We start from the raw sequence: 21,351 nt of genomic DNA on the forward strand, positions 1-21,351 counted from the left end.
CCCAACTACCTCGCTTATAGTTGGGGATATTATTATAAGACTCGTAAGTTATGTAACACAAATCAAGTTTAGGTCCTACCTTATGAGGCATTAATACGCACGTCCTGCACCATTCGTACCTTCCTTAGTGTTCGCATAATCCCAACCTCCAGCACAGGCACATTTACAACTACATCCACCTTTTAAAGTGTTTAGTTCACGTTTCTCTAGTTCAGACTTTCTGAATTCGTTCAATTTAAGTTTTCCTAATGTTTTCATTTTCTTTTGTGATATTAAGTTTGACAAAATGATTTAATACTTTTGTCTTCAATCAGTTATAATATCACTAATTGAAGATGTTTATTATAATACTCAGTCACGTCTAGAATCAAATTTAATAATTTAATATGAATTATTTTTTGTGCTGCTCGAACTTGACGAAGTGTTCTCATAATCAGAAGAGCCCGAACAAGAACAATAATTCTTACAACTACATCCTCCACGCAAAGTATTCAGTTCACGTTTCTCCAGTTCAGACTTTCTAAACTCATTCAACTTAATTTTACCTAAAGTTTTCATTTTCTGTAATGGTATTAAGATTAATATGAAACTTTTATATGTAACAAAGTTAACATCTGATTTTAAACCGCAATTAGCCCAATTGAGTCTATTTTAATTTCCCCTACCATTATTATTCAATGCCCAAGGTTATGCTTTGCTTTTTTTTGAAAAAGTATCAATGTTTTTTTGCCCCAGTACCCTGTTTTGGATATATCATGCGAAAATTGCGAGCAAGCTCAATTGCTCCTTGCATGGAGTGTATTTTCAATTTAGAAAACAGAGCCTTTATCTGATTTCGTATAGTGTTATGTCCTTTACATAAGTCATCAGCTATTTCTGCTGAACTTTTTCCTTGTTGAGCAAGCATTAGTATCGCCCTTTCGCGTTCAGTAAGCGACTCTTTTACTTTTTGCTTCCAACGTCTGGTTACGAAATTGTATTCACTGTATGTCAATCCATCTTTATAATGCAGGCACAAATTTCCAACCTCCCCAATAGTTGAACTTTCCACACAACAAATCAAATAACGCAATTCATTATCCGCCCAAATGGGTTTCATCCGATGATAGACCATTTGCGGTAAAGGCCGTGAACTAAAAGAATAGGTACGCTGCAAACGGAATGTACATGAAAAACAATCAATTTCATCCCTTTTTTCCTCAAAAGCCTTGAGGTATTGCAAAATAAGTTCACGCATCTCTATCCACAATGGCAAATCGTCAGAATAGATTACTTCAGAATAAAAATCATATCCTAACCTCAAAACATCCTCCGTAGAGAAACCACATAGAAATAAATCGTCAGGCTTGGCATAGCATATTGATCTTTGCAACACATCCAGCACATAAAAGCTTTCAGATGCAATAGAAGAAAGTTGTTCAAAATATTGATTAATGACAGAAGTCTGTTTCATACTATATTATTGTTCCGGAAATATTAAATTCAAATATTTTTTTTGCATCTCTTGCACTGAATATTTTTCTTCATATGAAGAACGTGATAAACTTTTCATCTTCTCCCGTTTCCGCAAAGGAGCCTTCAATACTTTTATAATCAGATCGGTCAATTCATTTTTCGATTTTTCACTGTCTTTTTCCATATCAAATGTATAACCAAAATCTCCATTTCGCATCATGCCCTTTAATCCGGGTGTTGTCGAAACAACCATAGGTAAACCAAACATCATCATTTCGATAGCGACATAACTACATTGTTCATGCATGGAAGGCATAACACCAATATCTGCTATTTGATAAAAGTCATATAATTGTTCCTTATTTAAACGTCCCGTAAAAGTTATTTTATTCCAATCTGTTCCACACCGACTTAGGCGGGAAGAAAAATCTCCATCCCCTACAACCAGCAATCGGTAATTGCAGTTTCTTTGCAGTAAATCCTTAAAAGACAGAATGAGCGTATCAATCCCTTTTATTACATCTAAGCGTCCGACAAACAAAACAATCTTCTCTTTAGAAGAAAAATGATATTGCTTCCTCAGAAGATTGCGTTCCTCCACCGCCAATATCTTTCTCTCATCTTGCAGACCATTATAAATCAGCATAAGTTTATTATGGGATACACCATATTCTTCAGCCAATAATGAAAGAGTAAACTCGGATAGACAAATAACCTTATCAACAATTTGATACAGTTCTTTATCCCTAAGAAACGAATTATAGACTTCTTGTTCTGAAGAAGGTAAAGTCGAAATATCATTTGAATGAATAATATGCTTAAAACGTGCTACATCCCCGTTTAAACTGAAACACCAGTTTTGATAATGTATTACAAAATAGAAACAACTGCCCGGGAATCCTTCTCTTAAATGATTGATCAAAGAAATATGATGGGAATAATTAAACATAAAAATAAACTTGTCACTGTCAGAACAGCTGCAATTTGAACGTATAAGATAGTAAATATTCCGTTGGTAAAAATTTGTCTTTCCTTCCATAGGAATACAGTATTGCGGAATATTATATAAATCATATCCCTGCATCTCTTTTATTTCAAAATGCTCTACATCCGCACCTATATGAACGACATGTACTGTCAATTCTGATATATCTGTCAGACAAACTGTTATTTGCCGGATATACGTACCAACCCCGTACGTAGATGCCCGACTGCTTTCATCAAAAAGATACACATGTTTTTTCATCCTGCCATCAATTTAAGTCCATAACCTGCATATCCCTTACACAATCCTAATGAAGTTATCCCTATTTCATCCACAGAAGAATAAGTACACTGATTTATGATAGAATATAAATCAAACTCCACATTTATCCCTTTGTCAGAAATCACTTTTTGTAAATCAGATACAAAATCTGTATCGAAATAAGAAAGACCCTCCTGAAAAGACAATCGATAAGAAAGATATACAGAAAAACCGGCTATTCCTCTTTCCAAAGAGTTATTTCTAACTTTCAGTAAGTTAACTTCCATCATTTTCATATCGATATCTTCCAATATATCATTCGGATCCCCGGAAATAAACTGATTTTTTATCAAATACAGTACACCCCATCCGATGCCGGATAATCCATTTTCAAAGTCCGGACCAATATTATCATGGATTTCATTAAATATTTCATCTAACAATTCACCTGCAAATTCTTCATAAACAGGATTCTTTGTATACCGTGCATAGTTGTAAAGGAACAATACTATACCTGTCTTGCCGTGATATAAACTCAAGTCTGTCAAAAAACTTGAATTCATTATCAGATGATTAGCTATCTGTTGCAATAATATACTTTTACTTTTTTCCATATGAAGTCATATATACATTAGTATCAAGTCAATACGTTAATTTTATTTTGTAATCGGCTTTATACAATTCTTTTATTTCCTCTATATGATTCCGGTCTGTCAATCGAAAACCGACAGATGTTTCATTTGCAGACTTCTTCAAAACAGGTACACCATGTTCTTCCAGAAATTGATTCAGTTTATGGATCGGAACAATATAATCCACATCTTCCGGATGATAATAGTCTGACTGTCTGCGAATATGTTCATCCTGAGATAAAGGATTCTTTTTCCCTAACTCAAACCGGACAAACTCCATAAAACGATCAAATGAATTATCTTCAAACAGAGCTAAATACCGAAAATAGAAACGATTTGCTTTCTCCAGGCAAAAGTGTTTGTAGCAAGATACCAATCGTTCAACAGGATCTCTCCAAACAGCAAATTTGATCATTTTACCAGATTCTTTCTCTTTTTCCTGCATCTTTGAAACCGGACACAAATAGGGACTCGCATCATCATAGCCAACCAGGCTATGAGCGCCACCCTGATTAGGATAAAAACCATAAAGAGATGATGCAAGTACATTCCTCAAATGTGACGATGCATTTTTCGCAATTATCACAAAAGCCATATGATAGCTTTCCATCAAACAAAAATAATTAGCCAGAAAAGGAGTCCTGGCATGCATATCCGATGGTAGATAAACTCTATTTTCATATTTCAGAGCTACATCTTTCCATGTTTGTATATAATGTTTCAATTGATCTTTATACATGCCACAGACTTTGAGAAATTCTTCACGGCTCTCTTCTTCTAGTCTTGAACTATAAAAACGTGAATTTTCATAGCGATAATGAAACAAATGATATAAAGCTCCAGTTACACGCGAAACCGGCAATCCTAATATCTCCATCCGCTTTACACGTTCCAGATCCTCCATTCCCCAACCATAAAAATGTTCATTTTCCCCTCCTGCCTCCAGGTAATAATCTTTATGTACAAGAAAAGCACCACCAACAGAATGAATAAAACAATCAGAATGCTCTTTTCCTTTCAGAAATTCGATCAAACGGTTGTCGCGAAAAACAAAACTGTCCTCCATTGAACATAAATTGAAACGTCCGTCATAAGGGAAACTCATCACCGCTTTCCTATTCCGAATATCGGCTATAGAAGAATCTATTTGATCATCCGGTACTATTACGTCAGTATCCCATATACCGACAATCGAAGTATCAGCTTCGCGCAATAATTCATTCAGGTATTTTGTCCGGTAAAAAATGGAGTTATCATCTTTCACAAAGCGATATGTCACATTCGGGTAATTTCCAGGCACTTTATATTTGGAATCCTTATCGGCTTCCAGTACTATTATTTTACTCTGTTTACGTTTTGATAACTGATCTAAAACCACGTCAAGGTTTTCCTTCCGTTCGGACGAATCGATGCGGACCGGAATTACGAACGTAACAATATCATCTAACGATTCATCTATTTCATTACAGTTTATACAGGTAATTTCTTTCTCCCCCAATAAGCATTTTGTCCTCTCAGGAAAGATACCCAAAGCATCTATTCTCCGAAGATCTTTCAATAAACTGTCATCTATTATTTCAATCTCTTCCAGACGATCCAGAAACTGGATTAAGTTTTGTTTATTAACCAGAGTGACCGTACTATCTTCCTGAACATCTACCCGAAGTGTCAAATAATGTATCCAACCATACAAAGAATCTTTTTGTTCTTCATTCCAATTTATACTAAGAGTTGACAAACGCGTATCCAATTCCGTCAATATCTCATTTTCTTCACCTTTAGCAAATTTGTTACGCAAAATATATATAAGACCACATCCCAAGCTACAATAACTACATTCCTGCCCTAAAGATGGAACGATTTCCACATCATTTTCCAATAATTGCTCTAATAACTCATCGGCTTGTTTTTCGTAAATTACATCTCCGGTATGACTCGCATAAGTATACAATGCTATAATTCGCCCAATCTCCGGAATACCGACAGTCCACTCGTCCGGCATTTGCTGATTAGTGTTCTTATATCGGTTTATAAACTCAATCTGATATTTACGGCGTACATCATACGCATATGCTTTCTGTTCATCTCTATGCAACTGGGAAATCTGAGACGCATGCCAACGGCACATCATCAATATACCCGGCAAATTTTCTACCTTCCCCGATAATGCCAGCCGTGACATAAGATCATAATCTGAAGAATAGACATATTTTTCATCATATCCGTCACACTTTCTCATCACATTAGTCCTTATCATCAATGAAGAGTGCAAAAAAGTATTATTCTGAAGCAAATCGATCATCAATTGTTCATGTGAAGAAGGTAAAGGCCTTTTCATTTCCGGCTTCGAGAAAACAAAATTTGTTCCTATTCCCAAAATATCCGGATGAGTTTCCAGATACTTATATTGGAGTTCAAACCTTTGGAGATAAGCTACATCATCTGCATCCATGACACAAATATATTTCCCAACAGCGATTTCCAATCCTTTATTACGGGAAGGATAGTTTCCCATATTATACTCATTACAAATCAGAACAATACGTTCATCTGCATAAGATTGAATAATAGCCAATGAATTATCAGTAGAGGCATCATCTATAATAATAAACTCAAAACGACCAAAGGTCTGATGCAGTATACTATCAATTGCTTCATGAAGATATTTCTCTTCGTTAAAGACAGGCATTATGACGGATATATCGATCATGGTATTTATAAGTTTACATTATTATAAAAGTTTTATCCAACTAACTTTTGACTCAGGCGACAACCTCATAAGTTCCTTCCCTGCCATTCCCATCAAGCCTGGTGTTTCTCCTAATTTTATTGCAGAGTATCGTTCCTGATTGATCTTAGCAGCCTTTTGCATCAAAGCATCTCCCGCATATTCTGAAAAGAATAAGTAATAACCCAATAATTTATTTACTTGCAGGGGATATAGCTTCAGAAATGATAATTCATATAATTCAGATATAATATCTTCATTATTAAGCAAAGAGGCCAGCCGCTTATTTTTCAACAAATTCAGCAAATAAAACAAATTCAATTTATTCTTTTTTGTCCGTTCATTTTTCGGATCAATATATTTTCCCGATAAGCGAAACCGATAATAACGTACCAACCCTAAAAGATTACTTTCCCAATCAACCCCATTATGTTCCTGCGCCAGAATATCATCAAACAATAAATCAAAATCACAGAGTATCTCATTGATGTCTCCACTAATGAAGTCATTTTGATACAAATATTCTATAGCGTTACCTATACCGGATAATCCATTCGCATAGTCTATAGATGTCTGTAAATTCACCTGAGAAAAAATCTCCGAGATCAGGTTTATTGCTATATTTTCATAAAATCCATCCTGACGAATAAATGCATAATGGAACAAGAAAACAACAACCCCCATTTTCCCATAAAAAAGTCCGTCTTGCTCTATCGATATTTTATTTTTCTCCAAACTCCAGACAAAATCATTCTTTACATAGCCTTTCGGATATATGGAAATCCATTCGTCCGGATGGATTTCCGGAGTGAGCATTGTATTAAAACAGCGATAAGGTGCTATAACTATTTTATCTCTACTCCCATTTAACCAAGCCCCCCACCAGCTAAATGTACTATTGGCTATAATATTATGACGGCACAAAGACATTAAATACATATCTTGCCAACTATCGTCTCCGTGATTCCAGTCGACAACAACGCAATTCTCCAAATGCAAATTCGATTTCACCCAATCAGGATCATCACTAAAACAATAAAGAGGTAAATTATTACCTGCATGGTTGCGGATCATAATTAAAGCCTCCCTATAATAATCGACCGTACAAATATTGATAAACATATCTGCATGAGATGAGTCCAGATAATCACCACGCCGGACATGAAGAGCAATAGCTTTCTGCAATTTCAATTTTTCCGCTAACTGCCTGGTTGGTCCGTTTAACAGATTGCTGTTAAAGGAAAATGCTTTTCGAACTTCAGGTTTAACATTATCAAAAGAAGTTTCAGTCTGCCAATATCCTATACAAATCGTAACTAAAAAACCATCTAATGAAATAGAAGGTCTACATGCAAAATCTTTCTCCCACACATACTGTATCAAAGATAGAGGCAAAGATTTTATATGAGTCATTAACTCTTCCGATGCAAAATCAGAGGCAGGGATATTAAAAATATTCTCCAATTCGTAAAAATAACCCGTTTTACCCGGAGCATCTTTGTCCCTATACAAGAACCCTTCATGCTCCGGATACTTTGATCGCATACTCAACAATAACGCATAGTCAAACATCAGGTTTCCCAAACGTCCCTGCATCATAATGATAAAAGTCGGCTTCAGATTGGATGCATTTTGTGGCATATTCTCTAATGTGTTCCACTACATCACAAAATCACCCACCAAATAACCGTATTCATGATTTAAACGAACCTGATACGTTCCGGTTATCTCACTCAACGTAAAATGAACGGTTTCTCCGGAAGAGATGGTTATGCATTCTTCAAGGATAACTTTCCCCTCGGCGTCTACCACTGTAATCGTTAAATCAGATAAAGAATCTGCACTATATATAGATAAAACAGATTCGTCTATGGATACCTCTGGTACTTTGGGAAAAATTGTTCGGATTCTATCATCCCCCCATCTTCCTTTTACATGCACACTGTCGCTTAATGCTACTTGCGGGAACATTCCCGTCATTAAAATAACTAAAACAAAAAACAGATAGTTTTTCATGGTGATAAAATTTATTGTTTTCCGTCAAAAGTAAAAACAACACCACAAACAACCAAAGCTTTTACGTAACGAGAATGTAACAAACAAAAGCACACCTAATAATCAGCCACATACACAAATCACAAAGAGGAAATACACTTATCAAAATCCTTTGCTGTTCCTTCTTGCTGAGTTAATTTTTTATACAGTCGTTTCCGATTAAGGGAGACGGCTTGACTGGTCATAGACAATAAAACGGCTATACGACTCACCGGAATGTCCAATTTGGTCAAACAACAAACTTGTAACTCCACCTCAGAAATACTAGGATACACCATTTTTATTTTATAAGTAAAATTAGGGTACAACACGTGATCGATCCATTTAACAATCTCAAGCCATTGTTCGCAATCCAATTTTTTCCATTCCTTACAGATCCCCTCATAGATGTCGGATGTAAAAAATGTTTGAGTACAGCCTATCGAACCGGAAGTATCTCCTGCAATTTTCTTATTGACAACTTCCAACATCATATCCAACTGCATTTTCAAATCATCTGCAACTTCCGCTTTTCGGCTCAATTCAGCTATTGTTGCATTCCGTTCAGCCAGATATTGCTGACTATCCCTGTATTTTTGCTCTTGAAGACGCAACGACTGATTTAACTGTTCTTCTTTTTTCTTCTTTTCTTTAAACAAATAAAAAACAATACAAACAACCAACAACAAAAAGAAAAAGGTTATTCCCAAAAACCTATACAAGTAATTGGTTTTGCGATCGGCTTCCTGCCTATAAGACTCTTTTTCTTTTTCCACATGCTGATAATCATACATATTTTGCAGTCGGCTCAAAGACTCCTTATATGTTTGTTTTTCAACCGAATCACGTAAAGTTTCGTATTGCTCCAGAAAGAACAAGCAAGTCTGCAAATTCCCCCTATATTTTTCCAACTGTGAGAGTGAATGATATGTATCTTTCAACGTATATACATTTGTACTTCTACGACAAAAAGACAAATAATGGTAAGCCGAATCTATTATTCTTTGCTTAAGAAACAGATCACCTAAAGTCAAACTTACCAAACATGAATCATCGGTTGTTTGTGTCAATGCAGAAGCTTGCCTTGCATAAAATACCCCTTTCCCGTACTCTCCAACCCGACCATACGCATCTGCTAATTCATTGGATATATAAAGTGCATGAGAACCGGAAGTATATGGCAAAGCTTTCGAATAATAAGTGATCGCGCTATTCAACTGATTCTCGCACACATAAATACGAGCTATATTTCGAAGAGCCATAGATAAACTGACTGTATCTTCATCCTGTAGAAAATAACCGGCAGCCTCTTTCTGAAAATCCAAGGCAGGTTGATAGAGCTCCTGATAAATATACAACGTACCCAAATTGGCACATAATCGTCCCAACCAATAAGGTTCATCCAAATTTTTCCCAACCTTATACGCTTTCAAATAATAATCTTGTGCTTGGAGGGCATCATTCAAATCATAGAATACATTTCCACAATAATAGTACGCCAGCATCTTCCGATCTTCCCGATCCGTTTTTTCATAATAGTTAACGGCTATCTGTATCAATGAATCGGATGTATGCTCTATTCGATTTTTATCTTGTGCCTGTGTATATAACAAACACCAAAGAGCATTTTGCTCCTTTGACATATCTTCCCGATGTGTTATACTATCTAAAAGTAATAAGGCACTATCGGGTCTTTCATTCATATATCCCTCTGCCTCTTTCAATAAAGGGGAGATATTTGTATTTCTGCTACAAGCTACCAAACAGAACAGCAGCAGAAGATTTAGTATTAGCTTAAGTCTATTTGCCATACACAACTGTTTTACAGAATGCAATATAGAACTTTATTTTCAAAAGATCAAAAGAAATTAATACATTCATGAAGACATTGGTTATGTCCAAATGCATGTAAGACCTGATCTATATGGCTAATGAATAGACTGATAATAGTTTTTCAGGATAATAACATTCTAAGAAATCCCCCCAATTAAGCTACAAAACCAACTATACTCATTAAGATCTTGTACTCTTCGTCCATAATTAACTATACCAAGAACCATAAAAATAGTGGATTGCCACAGCATCTTGTAACTTTCGTTTCAATTCTTCATCCGACATATACCCTTTAATACAAAGGGCTACCTCATTTTTCGTCAATGGCGAAATGACAGAAGCTGGTAATAACCTGACCTTTTCCTTGAAATCGTAATTGTCATATACCCGGGTCAACATATAGGGACCGGTCGTCTCCAGTACATAATTAAACTTATCGTCCATGTCATACTGAACCGGATCATCCGACAATAAATGTTCCAATATTACTTTAAAGAGAGGATGCTTGGCCTCTACAGCCATAAAAGCGTTGGTCACAATATGGGATTTATTGAATATACGGGCATGTTCTTCCGGGTCGGATGCCAAACAACAAGACTCATTCTCCAACAAACCATCCAACGGTTCTATACATTCATAATCCAAATCCGCATAAACTCCCCCATATTCATACAATATCAAATAACGAATCATATCCCAACGCTGGACAGCATATCGGTAAGATTCATACACGTCCACATATTCGGAATGTGTACGCATAAAGGAATCTATCTTATCTCCATCCCAAAAGACATACGCCCAATCAGGATGTTGTTCTTTCCATGTTTGGGACACATCTAATAGAAAATTAGGAGGAGGCCCATCTTTACCCTCCCAGACTTGGTGTATAATTTTAGGTATTAGCATATTTTGTTATATTAGTTTTTAATTTCAGCAAACATAATGATAGGGTTATCCTCTTCGTCTGATTGTTCAACCAAAGACTTTAGTTCTCCTGACAATTTGCCCTGTTTCAAACGCTTTTTCAATTCAGGCATTTCCAAAATATCAAATATCAAATTATCCCGATTCGTACCCCAAGCCAGAACATAATCATCCAGATCCCGGTTACGGATCTTTACCCTTGAACATTCCCCAGATTCTTTATCTACCCAATAGGTAAAGTCTGGCATTGGAATATCACCAATGAATACACTGGCAAACCGGGAGGATTCAAATTGCAGATACGGGACCGTTTTCACCTTATCCTCATCCGTCTTCAAAGGATTTTGGATGTATATAGGATCCACCATATTATTTTTTGTATCATAAGCATATATGGTATCACTTGTCGATACACATAAATAAATACGGTCTCCTAATTTATTGATCCTAGAAAAGGCTCCGATATTCACCATCAAGTTTTGGGTATTCGCCAGTATTCTCTTTTCCAACAAGACATGGCCAACTTTTCCATCTCGCAAAGAAATCGTAAAAGCCCGAATGTCATTCGTGATATCATTCGTCGAACAAACAGCCAGAGAATCGTTCAAAACATAAAAGCGATCAAATCTTTCTTCACACCTTACACTTCTCAGATACTTCCCTCCATAAGTATAGACCGAGATTCTTTGCTGCGCCACATCTAACAAAAACAACTCTTGCGTCTCTTCATTTACGGAAAAAATACCACCTAAGGTAAACTCGAAGGGAGCTGCTCCACGTTTTCCTATATTATTCAGGAAAGTACCGTCCAAACCGAATCTGTAAATATTTTCTCCAAAAGAGAGAAACAAATCTTTGTCGGTTAAGAAAATACCGGAAAAACCCCATTTACGCGGAATAAGGCTCTTTGTTTCCGTCCCTAATTTCAAATAGGAGACTTTGGCTATATCGTTAATCTCAATTTCACGTTCGTTTTTATTCGACTTATCGATTAAAAAAGGATAAGAGATTTCCGCTTGAACCTCTACACTATCACATGCAGTCTCCTCCACTGACGCTTTTCTATTTCCACAAGAGAATAGCAGAAAAGAAAAAACGATTAAACATAGGCAATTTACAATCCGATTTAATAAAAATCCATTACTCTGTTCCATAAAATCCAATTTTATATAATTATCTTAATTCCAACAGACTGATATCAGGCTCACTCATCACACTATCTATCAACTACTTAAATACAATATCACCTCTTTCCAGTAAACCCGATATTAATTCGTGCATAAAAGGGAACAAGGTATTCGATGAAAAAAAACCTTCTTCTCCTAATTCATCCAAAGCAGGCAGAAAACGATTCATCAAAACCGGATAATATTTACTATCCTCTTTTACTAATGAGATGAAATATTCTACCATTTCTAATCTTATACGCCCAGCTGCCTCTTCTGATTCTGCTAAATACTTAATACTTGTCTGTTCCGGATAAGTTCTATATAAAGTGAATACTTCTGGAATATTGGCTATTTCTCCTATTTGAGCAATATCCGACCATAATTTATAATCAGCAGCAAAAGAATAACCATACGAATACCTCAAGTTATGTTCAATCAGCACATCTCGCCGGATAAATCCGGTTGGATTCATCATGGGACAATGAATGATCATTGTTTTTATAATATCCAAATGAGTTAACGGTGCTTTCATTAATCGGGAATACATTCCAAAAGAATACATATATCCACCACATACGACAATATTGGGATTATCTTCCATATATTCATATTGCACTTTCAACCTATGGGGCAACATAAGATCATCATGGTCTAATAAAGCAATATATTTTCCTTTGGCTATATCAATTCCATGGTTAAGAGTTTTAATAAAATCATGTGTACATGATACATATTTTACACGAATGTCTGTATAGCTTTTTATGATCTCAGAACTTTTATCAGCAGAACCATCATCCAATAACAAAATTTCAAAATCCACCAAAGTTTGCCCCAGAACACTATCGACAGTCTCCCTTATAAATTTCTCTGAATTATAAACAGGTATTAATACAGATACTAGTGTCTTGCTTTTATCGCTTACAAGCATTAAGAATTATTTTTCCGCAATTTATATAAATTCTCCATATAATGAACCTCTATAGCGCAGTAATTCCTTTCTATAGGAGAGAATATCATTAATATATGCTATCTCCGGTACAATTCCTTCCATTCCGTATTATATTTGTATTCGTACGTTTTTGCGTTTGATATATATCAAACGAATAAAACACATATATGCTTCTTTCGTTTGATGATTGATTTCCTTTCGTTCAATGATTATTGAATGAATGAGTGTATGGGATGAAAATTTGTTTTGGCTGGTATTCATTTAAAACAAGATAGTAATGAGTTTAAAATTCGGATGGTACAAAACACCGGTCCCGGGAGACAGGGAAGACAAGGAGATTCCGCATGCACGGATCATTTCACAGGGTACGCTCGACACAAAGTACATGTGCAAGATGATCTCGATGTCGAGTACGATCTCGTCGGCAGACGTAAAAGGGGTATTGGAAGCGCTTAACTACTGGATGGGGTTTCACCTGGCGGAAGGGAATAGTATCGAACTGGACGGACTGGGATATTTCACCCCCACGCTGAAAAGCCGGACAGTAACGGATGAAAACGACAAACCCAAAGTCATCGCAGAAGCCGACACCGTTAGTTTCCGTTGCGCAACCTCCCTGAAAGAACAGGTAAGGGAAGCCGGACTGGAACTGGTGAAAAAGGCGAAAACAGAAAAACTCACACAGGAACAACGGCTGGAGAATATTATGAAAGAGGTGAATAAAAACAAATGTATCAACTGTAGTACCTGCGTGCAGATAAATCATTACAGCCGGTTCATGGCTCTGAAAGATCTGAAACAACTGATAGACAGCAACAAGCTGGTTCAGATCGGCGGAGGGAAACAAACGATGTATATTCGGTCATTGTAAATCCAAAATTTCGCGGCGGCGAAAATAACCGCCGCGAAATTTCAGATTCAAGCCAAATCACTTTTGCCATATACATATTCTTTTCAGCAAATATAATTATTTAATTCGAATTATTCGAATCGAATAATACAGATTTAACCGTTTCACAAGGACATACAGCCATTTTGTCACCGTAAAATTTGTTATTCTACATCCTTTCTTTTACCTTTGTAACAGCCGTTAATGTAATAGCTATTAAATTAACAGGGATTAAATTAAGACACGCATGAAATTTTACGATCGAAAAAAAGAGTTAAAGCTACTACAGGACATCAATGAGCAATCACGTAACAGCGCTTGTTTTACAGTGATGGTTGGCCGCCGCCGTATCGGCAAAACGGCTTTACTGCTCGAAAGCGTAAGGGGAAAGAAGTTTCTGTACCTCTTTGTTTCCCGCAAAAGTGAAGTACTTTTATGCGAACAGTTCCAACAGGACATCAAAGAAAGCCTGGAGCTGGATATATTCGGCCGGGTGGACAACTTCCGTACCTTATTCGAGCAATTGATGATTTACGCTACAAAAACTCATTTCACACTGATTATCGATGAATTCCAGGAGTTTGACAATATAAACAGCTCCATTTTCAGCGATATCCAGAATATATGGGATAGATATAAGGAAGAAGCTAAGGTAAACTTCATAGCTTGCGGATCTATTTATTCCATGATGAAAAAGATTTTTGAAAACAATAAAGAACCGTTGTTCGGACGCCTGACATCTAAAATTATACTAAAACCATTCAATGTTTCTACGATAAAAGAGATACTAAAAGATTACAATCCGGGATATACGCCCGAAGATCTGCTGGCTTTTTATCTTATAACAGGAGGGGTGGCTAAGTATGTTGCCTTACTGATGGAAGCAGGTGCTACCACATTCAACAAAATGATTCATTATACGGTACGGCCTGATTCTCCGTTCCTGTCAGAAGGACGCGATCTGCTTATTTCTGAATTCGGACGTGAATATGCAACCTATTTTTCCATCTTGCAATTAATAGCTTCAGGTAAGACAGCGCAAAACGAGGTAGATTCGATTATAGGAAAAAACACAGGGGCTTATTTAGCTAATCTTGAAAAAGAATATTCCCTGATAAACAGAAATAAACCGATGTTTTCAAAACCGGAAAGCAGAAACAGCCGCTGGTGCCTGAATGATAATTATCTGATGTTTTGGTTCCGTTTTATATTCCCAAACCTGTCTATGATTGAACTGGGGAAAAACGGTATGCTTGAAAAATTCATCTTAAAAAACTATGAACAGTACAGCGGATATATCCTGGAACGCTATTTCAGAGACAGGATTGCTGAAAGCGAAGATATTACGGACATCGGCAATTATTGGGACAACAAAGGAGAGAATGAAATCGATCTTATCGCCCTCAACCGTTTTGAAGGGAAGGCATTGATAGCTGAAGTTAAGCGAAATCCAAATAAGATCAATATAGCTCGCCTATATGAGAAAGTTGCCTCCATAAAAAAACAATTATCGCATTACACTTTGGAAATAAAAGGCTTGTCAATGCAGGACATGTAAATTGTCAAACAAAAACATTGAATAAACTAAACCTCCGTCGATATGATTCTACTCTCGAACATAGATTTCACCCTCCCACTGGCTGATCCGGTATTGAAGTTTTTACTGATACTGTTGATCATCCTGGCGGCTCCGCTCCTGTTGAACAAGCTCAAAGTTCCGCACCTGCTGGGACTGATCATAGCCGGAGCTATCATCGGGCCTAACGGTTTTAACCTTGTCCTGCGTGACAGCAGCATCATTCTTTCCGGTACGGCCGGTTTACTTTATATCATGTTCCTGGCAGGACTGGAGATAGATATGGGGGACTTCAAGAAGAATAGCGGAAAAAGTCTTGTCTTCGGAATGTATACTTTCCTTATCCCCATGATATTGGGGACGGCGGTGGGACTATGGGTCCTCAATTTCAGCATGGAAACCTCCGTATTGCTTGCCAGTATGTTCGCCTCGCATACATTGATCGCTTATCCGATTATCAGCAAGCTGGGGATCAGCAAAAATAACGCGGTCAGTATTACTGTCGGGGGAACCATGATCACGGATACACTGGCGTTATTGGTATTGACCATTATTGTCGGAATGGCAACAGGGAATGCCGACGACGCTTTCTGGATACGTTTAGGGGTTTCCATCGTTATATTCGCTCTGATAGTCCTGCTGGTATTTCCTTTTATCGGACGGTGGTTCTTCAAACGGGTACATGATAATATCTCACAATATATTTTCGTGCTGTCGATGGTCTTTTTCGGAGCATTCCTTGCCCAATTGGCCGGGATGGAAGCGATCATCGGCTCTTTCCTTGCCGGGCTGGCACTGAACAGGCTGATACCGCAAAGTTCACCGCTGATGAACCGTGTCGAGTTTGTCGGGAATGCCATTTTCATTCCGTTCTTTCTGCTGAGCGTCGGCATGCTGATCGATTACAGGGCTTTCTTTACCAGTTTCGAGACGATTAAGGTCGGCATAGTGATGATCGTTGTCGCTACGGCAGCCAAATACGCCGCTGCCTGGCTGACGCAAAAGACATTCCGGCTGTCGGTCGATCAGCGAAGCGTCATTTTCGGATTAAGCAATGCACAGGCGGCAGCAACTCTCGCGGCTGTCATGGTCGGATACAATGTGATCCTGGGAACGGATGCCAACGGGGAACCGATACGCCTCCTGAACGAAAGTGTTCTGAACGGGACGATCCTGATGATCCTGGTGACTTGTGCAATAGCCTCTTTCTCTGCACAAAAAGGGGCACATAATATTGCCATGAAGGAATCCGAAGAAGAAACGGAAGAGAATGAAACGAAGGATGAACATATCCTGATCCCTGTCAGCAATGAAGAGACGGTAGAAGAACTGGTCAACCTCAGCCTTGCCATTAAATCGAAAACAAATACCAGCGGCCTGTACGCCCTGAAAGTTATCGACAACCAGAACTCGGACGATAAGACACAGAAATCATCCAAACGGGTATTGCAAACGGCTGTCGATACGGCAGCAGCCACCGATACACGCCTGAAAGGACTGCTTCGCTACGACCTGAGCATTTCCAATGCGATCACCAGTGTCGTGAAGGAACGGGAGATAACCGACCTGGTTCTCGGACTTCACAAGGAAAAAGATATTCCGGCTGCATTCCTGGGGAATATCGTTGAAAACGTATTACAGCATAGCAGCGTTACCACCTTTATCTACAAGCCCGTACAACCGTTAGCAACCATCAAACGCCATCTGATCATCCTGCCTGACCAGGCCGAAAAAGAGATCGGCTTCCTGGCGATCATGAACCGGGTATGGAACGTATTGCAAAATGCCGGAGCCAAAGTTGTATTCTATGGCTCGGAGGATACGCTGAAAGCAATCAAAAAAGTATTTGCCAAAAGAACCGGAGAAATATCATACGTGAACTTCAGCGACTGGGATGATTTTCTGATCGTATTCCGGGATGTAAAAGCCGACGACAGCATGTGGGTAATCTTCAGCCGGAAAGAAGGCTTATCTTACGACCCCGTCATGCCACGAATCCCCGGATATCTGAACAAGTATTTTCAGGGTAACAGCTTTGTTCTTATTTATCCTATACAAGCCGGAATCGACGAAGGAACCAGGTACCTGACCTAATAAGAAAGATATTGTAAGAAAAACTATAAACGGAAGAACCAGAGCCCTTGTTCTTGCAGAACTCATGCACATTAAACAGTGCAAATGTAACGTTTTTTATTCACAAGTGTATCTTTTTTATAAAAAAATCACACACATGTTATACAACAGCAAAAAAACGCGCCTTTTTAACATAAATACCCCTAATCCGAGCCTCCCCTTTTAACATTAAGAAAATCTTTGTAATAATTAATCCCTCAAATACCATAGTTCTGCAAGAACGAAGATACGTCAGTACTCTTCTTGTAAAACCCAACGTAAACAATCCGGCAATTAGATTGCAACGGATAACCATAAGGCGGGTAAGATTTTACCTTTTCGGATCTAAAATATTATCGTTCAAAAAGAGTGTTATGTTTAAATTAACAAATTAAAAACACAAACAGAAACTCAATTTTTTATTCCTGTAACAATCCTAATTTATCACGATCGGATATGGACAGCAGCTAAAAAAATAAAGGAGTGCGCAGAGAAGATATTCTCTTCCTCCGATAAGCTATTTAATTGACTTTCCTTCAATGAAAGTCAGAGTGTATAACCTTATAATAATTATTAATGTATGGATAAACAATCGATAGTCCCGGATTCCCAATCACACAAGACTATGCAAATTGTGAAAATGACCGCATTGTTGTTACCTTTCAGTCTGACTCACATGATGGCTTCAGATGCACAAACTACCTCCGGTATTTCTGCTACCGACATCACTTTAGAACAACTTGCAAAACAAGCTCCAGCCAATCCGGTAATCCAACAATCGACCCGCCAGATAAAGGGTATTATCAATGATCAGACAGGCGAACCTATTATCGGAGCTAATGTGGTTGTAAAAGGGACAACCAATGGAACCATCACTGACATAAATGGTGAATTCTCTTTAAATGTTCCCGAAAAAGCAGTTCTTGTCATTTCCTATATCGGTTACAACAGTAAAGAAGTGGATGTGACAGGTAAATCACAAATAACAGCTACTTTATCGGAAGATACGCAAAAACTGGAAGAAGTAGTCGTTGTCGGCTACGGTACACAAAAGAAGGTAACGGTAACAGGTGCTGTAACAGCCATCGGAGCAGACGAAATCGTACAAGCTCCCGTTGCAAATATCAGTAATGCACTGGTCGGACGTCTGCCGGGTGTACGCGTTCAGAACACCGGTGGTATGCCGGGATCCGAATCATCCGTGGATATCCGCGGCTTTGGTAAACCGCTGATCCTCGTCGATGGGATAGAACAACCCGGATTCCAGGTCGATCCAAATGAAATTGAAAGTATCTCCGTCCTGAAAGACGCTGCTGCAGCTATCTATGGTGTAAAGGCCGGTAACGGTGTCGTATTGATCACGACCAAAAAAGGATCGGCCGGCAAAGCTAAGATTACTTACAACGGCTCCGTTGGATTCCAAAACTTTACGAATTATCCCAATGTTGTCAATGCAGCCCAGTATGCAGAACTCGTGGACGAAGATGCCATAAATCATGGGAACTCTCCTATTTATGGCCCTGAAAAACTGGCCTTATTCCAGGAAGGGACACAGGACGGTTATAAAAGCTATAATTGGAAAGATATCCTCACACGGAAAAATGCACCTCAGACACAACATAATATAAACATTAACGGAGGAAACGAAGATGTAAAATACTTCGCTTCTGTAGGTTATCTGGATCAGGAAGGTATGTATTCCACCGGTGACCTGAGTTTCAGCCGTTATAATTTCCGCTCCAATGTGTCGGCTAAAATAGCCAAACACCTGACGGCAGACGTACAATTGGGAGGACATGTCGAAAACAAAATGCAACCGTACGATGAAGACACGTATATCATTCACGGTATAACCCGTATGCTTCCGACATTCTCACCTTATGCGAACGATGAAGAAGGTATTCACTACGGTCTGACCAATTTTCAAAACCCATTAGCCCGTGCCGATGCGGATGTATCCGGATACCGGAAAGAGAAAAAGAAACTTTTCAACGGTTCGTTCGCGTTGAAATATGATATGCCTTTTATTCCCGGTCTGTCTGCCAAAGTGATGTTCTCTTACCTGACAAAGGTCGAAGAAACTAAGAATTTTCAAAAAGAATTCTATCTATATTCACATGATCAGGCAAGTGATAAATATAATAAGGTCTTTACCGGGAACTCTCCCTCTGCCTTGTATCGCAAAGACTATACAAGTGAACAGAACCTGTTGCAATTTTCTTTGAATTACAACCGTTCTTTCATGGACAAACATAATATTTCAGCCCTCTTCCTGTATGAACAGCGCGAAGACCTGGATGATTATGTATCGGCTTACCGGCAGTTCGCTATCGACGCACTCGACCAGATCAATGCCGGTATGGATAAAAACAAGACCAATAACGGTGTGGAAAGTGAACTGGCTAATGTTTCATTTGTCGGACGTATCAACTATGACTATATGAGCAAATATCTGTTTGAGTTCGCCTTCAGAGAGGACGGTTCCGCTAAATTTTACAAAAATAACCGTTGGGGATTCTTTCCCAGTGTATCAGCCGGTTGGCGTTTATCGGAAGAAGCATTCATCAAAAATAATACTTCGATCATAGACAACCTGAAACTTCGTGCTTCTTACGGGGTTATGGGAGACGACCAGGCATTAGACAGGGACGGTAATGCCACTGTAAAGGCGTTCCAATACCTGACCGGTTATAATTATCCGGGCGGAACCAATTATATTTTCGGGAGCGACGTGATCAACAGTGTAATAACAAAAGGATTGGCTAACCTCGATTATACCTGGCTAACCTCCAAAATCGTCAATGTCGGCATCGATGCTTCTTTATGGAACCGGATGCTGGAAGTTAACTTCGACGTATTCTATCGTAAAAGAGACGGTCTGATAGCCTACCGTTCAGGATCTCTTCCGAATACATTCGGAGCCTCTTTCCCACAGGAAAACCTGAACAGTGACGACTATCGCGGTTTTGAACTTGTGTTGGGACATACCAATAAAATCGGCGACTGGACTTATTCAGTCAAAGGTAATATGTCATTCACCCGTATCAAAGACCGTCATATCGAACAGGCCGATCCGATCAGTTCATATACCAACTGGAGAAACAACCGGAGTGACAGATGGCAAAATATGGAATTCGGTTATAAGTATGTCGGACAGTTCCAGAACCAGGAAGAGATCAACAACTGGGCCGTACAGGATGGCGCCGGCAATACGACGCTTATGCCGGGTGACCTGAAATTTGAAGACTTCAACGGTGACGGTGTTATCAACGAGTACGACTTGCAACCGATCGGCCGCAGCAATACGCCGGAAATCTATTTCGGACTGGATCTCTCCGCTTCCTGGAAAGGATTCGACCTCTCTATCCTGATGCAAGGGGCTACCAATTACAGCACACGTATGGACGGGATCATGGGATATGCCCTGTTCAACGGTTCAAGTGCCTTGGAATGTTTCATGGACAGATGGCACCGTGCCGACCTCTATGATCCGAATTCAGAATGGATTCCCGGAAAATATCCTTCAACCTATAACTCCGGTAAGGAATCGAACAAGAGAACTTCAACATTCAACACGATCAGTTCTTATTACCTGCGTGTAAAGAATCTGGAATTCGGCTACACGTTCCCAAGCAAATGGATGAGTCAGGCAGGTATCAGTAACCTGAGATTATACGTATCGGGCAATAACCTGCTGACTTTCGACAACCTTCCGTTCGGTGACCCGGAAGCTCCGAGCAGCGACCGTATCCTTTATCCGCAATTGAGAATATGGAATGTTGGTGTTAATGTTACTTTTTAAAG

At 38.6% G+C, this 21,351-nt stretch carries 16 protein-coding genes; 4 read left to right on the top strand and 12 right to left on the bottom strand.

Annotation, left to right across the window (positions count from 1 at the left end; all coding sequences use genetic code 11):
- Positions 1 to 90: 90 nt before the first annotated feature.
- The 12 genes from DWX23_RS17565 to DWX23_RS17620 form a co-directional block, all read right to left on the bottom strand.
- Positions 91 to 258 (bottom strand): TIGR04149 family rSAM-modified RiPP, encoded by a 168-nt coding sequence (locus DWX23_RS17565; RefSeq protein WP_233587655.1) that lies wholly within the window; start codon positions 256 to 258, stop codon positions 91 to 93.
- Positions 259 to 381: 123 nt separating this feature from the next.
- A complete protein-coding gene (locus DWX23_RS25325) occupies positions 382 to 558 on the bottom strand; it encodes a TIGR04149 family rSAM-modified RiPP (RefSeq protein WP_122375414.1) in 177 nt (58 codons plus the stop codon).
- 157 nt (positions 559 to 715) lie between these two features.
- Positions 716 to 1,453, bottom strand: a complete 738-nt coding sequence (locus tag DWX23_RS17575; RefSeq protein ID WP_122375415.1) for a helix-turn-helix transcriptional regulator — start codon at positions 1,451 to 1,453, stop codon at positions 716 to 718.
- A 6-nt stretch (positions 1,454 to 1,459) separates the two neighbouring features.
- Positions 1,460 to 2,701: a TIGR04157 family glycosyltransferase gene (locus DWX23_RS17580; protein ID WP_122375416.1), complete on the bottom strand. Its 1,242-nt coding sequence runs from the start codon at positions 2,699 to 2,701 to the stop codon at positions 1,460 to 1,462.
- A complete protein-coding gene (locus tag DWX23_RS17585; RefSeq protein WP_122375417.1) occupies positions 2,698 to 3,315 on the bottom strand; it encodes a lanthionine synthetase LanC family protein in 618 nt (205 codons plus the stop codon). The genes DWX23_RS17580 and DWX23_RS17585 overlap by 4 nt, the downstream gene beginning before the upstream one ends.
- A gap of 28 nt (positions 3,316 to 3,343) precedes the next feature.
- Positions 3,344 to 6,043, bottom strand: a complete 2,700-nt coding sequence (locus DWX23_RS17590) for a glycosyltransferase (protein ID WP_233587657.1) — start codon at positions 6,041 to 6,043, stop codon at positions 3,344 to 3,346.
- Positions 6,044 to 6,064: 21 nt separating this feature from the next.
- Entirely contained in the window at positions 6,065 to 7,633 is a 1,569-nt protein-coding gene (locus tag DWX23_RS17595; protein ID WP_158607089.1) for an alpha-1,2-fucosyltransferase, read from the bottom strand.
- A gap of 87 nt (positions 7,634 to 7,720) precedes the next feature.
- A complete protein-coding gene (locus DWX23_RS17600) occupies positions 7,721 to 8,077 on the bottom strand; it encodes a DUF3244 domain-containing protein (protein ID WP_122375419.1) in 357 nt (118 codons plus the stop codon).
- Between the two features lie 119 nt (positions 8,078 to 8,196).
- Complete coding sequence (locus DWX23_RS17605) at positions 8,197 to 9,930, bottom strand: tetratricopeptide repeat protein (RefSeq protein WP_233587660.1); 1,734 nt, start codon at positions 9,928 to 9,930, stop codon at positions 8,197 to 8,199.
- A 205-nt stretch (positions 9,931 to 10,135) separates the two neighbouring features.
- A complete protein-coding gene (locus DWX23_RS17610) occupies positions 10,136 to 10,834 on the bottom strand; it encodes a glycosyltransferase family 32 protein (RefSeq protein ID WP_122375421.1) in 699 nt (232 codons plus the stop codon).
- Positions 10,835 to 10,845: 11 nt separating this feature from the next.
- On the bottom strand, positions 10,846 to 12,006 hold the full coding sequence (locus DWX23_RS17615) for a 6-bladed beta-propeller (RefSeq protein WP_122375422.1): 1,161 nt from the start codon (positions 12,004 to 12,006) through the stop codon (positions 10,846 to 10,848).
- Between the two features lie 73 nt (positions 12,007 to 12,079).
- Positions 12,080 to 12,949, bottom strand: a complete 870-nt coding sequence (locus DWX23_RS17620; protein WP_122375423.1) for a glycosyltransferase family 2 protein — start codon at positions 12,947 to 12,949, stop codon at positions 12,080 to 12,082.
- Between the two features lie 298 nt (positions 12,950 to 13,247).
- Between DWX23_RS17620 and DWX23_RS17625 the strand changes: the two genes are divergently transcribed.
- The 4 genes from DWX23_RS17625 to DWX23_RS17640 all read left to right on the top strand — a co-directional run bounded on the left by DWX23_RS17625 (position 13,248) and on the right by DWX23_RS17640 (position 21,349).
- Positions 13,248 to 13,841: an HU family DNA-binding protein gene (locus tag DWX23_RS17625; protein ID WP_122354239.1), complete on the top strand. Its 594-nt coding sequence runs from the start codon at positions 13,248 to 13,250 to the stop codon at positions 13,839 to 13,841.
- Between the two features lie 265 nt (positions 13,842 to 14,106).
- Entirely contained in the window at positions 14,107 to 15,417 is a 1,311-nt protein-coding gene (locus DWX23_RS17630; protein ID WP_122354238.1) for an ATP-binding protein, read from the top strand.
- Between the two features lie 42 nt (positions 15,418 to 15,459).
- A complete protein-coding gene (locus DWX23_RS17635; RefSeq protein WP_122375424.1) occupies positions 15,460 to 17,529 on the top strand; it encodes a cation:proton antiporter in 2,070 nt (689 codons plus the stop codon).
- Positions 17,530 to 18,172: 643 nt separating this feature from the next.
- Positions 18,173 to 21,349, top strand: coding sequence for a TonB-dependent receptor (locus DWX23_RS17640; protein WP_233587662.1), 3,177 nt, complete (start codon positions 18,173 to 18,175; stop codon positions 21,347 to 21,349).
- Positions 21,350 to 21,351: the final 2 nt, after the last annotated feature.

The sequence above is a fragment of the Parabacteroides sp. AF18-52 genome (assembly GCF_003479145.1).
GTDB classification, from domain to species: domain Bacteria; phylum Bacteroidota; class Bacteroidia; order Bacteroidales; family Tannerellaceae; genus Parabacteroides; species Parabacteroides faecis.